The 1,604-nt window shown below is 62.5% G+C and carries 1 protein-coding gene and 1 pseudogene; one reads left to right on the top strand and one right to left on the bottom strand.

Annotated elements, in window-relative coordinates; genetic code table 11:
• Window positions 1–145 precede the first annotated feature (145 nt).
• Entirely contained in the window at window positions 146–1,159 is a 1,014-nt protein-coding gene (locus L8F96_RS18510; RefSeq protein ID WP_334657020.1) for an SDR family oxidoreductase, read from the bottom strand.
• A gap of 75 nt (window positions 1,160–1,234) precedes the next feature.
• Between L8F96_RS18510 and L8F96_RS18505 the strand changes: the two are divergent.
• Window positions 1,235–1,381 (top strand): annotated as a pseudogene (locus tag L8F96_RS18505) (dGTPase); the annotation flags it as partial.
• Window positions 1,382–1,604: the final 223 nt, after the last annotated feature.

Here is a 1,604-nt window from a genome sequence, read left to right as displayed (position 1 = left end):
TACGCCGCGAGTTGTGCCGAATGTTCTGACGACGGACAGCCTCCTTCGCTGACACCTGACCATATTGCTCGCGCTGGTGCTCCTCACGCCGCCGATGACGCCTTCGCCCGTATCGGATATGACAGCGCTCTGCGTGGCTGCCGCGTCAGGTGCGAGCGGCCTTGCGGGTCATGGCCCATGCGCCCGCCGCGCCCATGGCCGCGAGCACGCCGGCGGTCGCCCAGCCGTGCCGGCGAACGGCGGTAAATGTGCTGAAGTGCCGCCCCTTCTGCCGGCCCTCCGTACGGCCGTCATTTCCTTGCGGTTGGTAGAGGTTGCCCTCCACATCTCTGGCGGGCTGGTCGCGATCGATCAGCGTCCCCGCCATGTTGGCGGCGATCTTGTCGAACAAGGACGGGAGCAGCACGGCGCCGAGCACCTGGAACTTGCCGCCCCCACCGACCGTGATCGCGCGACGGCGGTTCTGCGCCGCGTCAAGGATCGCATTGGCGACAAGCTCGGGCGCGTAGATCGGGCGCGGCAGCCTCGCCTGAAAACCGGTCCTGTTGCGGCCATGTTCGGTGAACGGCGTACCGATGGCGCTGGGCTTGATGAGCGTCACCGACACGGGAAGCTCGTTCATCATCATTTCGACGCGCAGCGAGTCGGTGAAACCTTTCACCGCATGCTTCGAGGCATTGTATGACGCAAGCAGGGGGCCACCCATGTCGCTGTTGATCGAACCGACATTGATCACCGCGCCCCCGTTCGCCTTGTCCTTGAAATGACGGACCGCAACCGTCGAGCCGTGCACCACGCCCCAGTAATTTGTTTCGAAGACCTGACGATGATCGTCCAGCGACAGGTCCAGAACCTCGGCATAGACGCCGATCCCGGCATTGTTCACCCAAGTGTCAAAGCCGCCGAAGCGCGCGACCGTCTCATCGGCAAGCTTCTGCACGTCGGCCTCGCTGCCGACATCCGTGACCACATATTCGGCGGTGCCGCCTTGCGCGCGAATGGCGTCGCGCACCTCGCGGAGGGCGTCCTCGTCGCGCGCGGCCAGCATGACGCGCGCCCCCGCGGCCGCCGCGATCTGCGCGGTACACAGCCCGTGGCCGGATGTCGCACCGGTAATGACAATCGTTTGTTCGGACAGCGGCTTCAGCTTGAGCGGCATGGCAACACCTTTTGCGATTTCTAGGGGACACAAGGCTAACGCTGCGGTGCTGCGATAGGTCCGCCTCGGATGAAATCCCATCTGCTTCAAAGTGATGACTGGCGCCGACAGCGGCCGAGGGTCATCTGCGATCACATCGCGGGTATGACCGACAGCTTCCTGCTGAAGACATACGATCGGCTGTTCTCCCCTCGTATGGGATCGATGTTCGACCGAATCTAATCACGGCTTGCGTGGACAACACATCCGACCTTGTAGTTACGTAAGTCCGACATCTGCCGGAGTTCGATCTACCACATGAGTGCACGCCAGATTTCGAGAACAGCGAGAGCATCGCGGAACGGTCCATATGAGGCCTGAGGCGAACCAGCCTTTTGCGCGGTATTTTACGCCACAACACTACTGCAGTGTCCGCCGTCAGCACCAATGGCACAGATTTGAGGTT

Origin of the sequence: Sphingomonas panaciterrae (genome assembly GCF_036890205.1) — a bacterium.
GTDB lineage: Bacteria > Pseudomonadota > Alphaproteobacteria > Sphingomonadales > Sphingomonadaceae > Sphingomonas > Sphingomonas panaciterrae.
The sequence above is the reverse complement of the archived record's forward strand: the minus strand, read 5'-3'. Positions and strand labels throughout refer to the sequence as shown.

Coding starts and splice junctions, on each gene's coding strand:
- L8F96_RS18510 (WP_334657020.1), bottom strand. CDS start 1,159: ATGCCGCTCAAGCTGAAGCCGCTGTCCGAACAAACGATTGTCATTACC.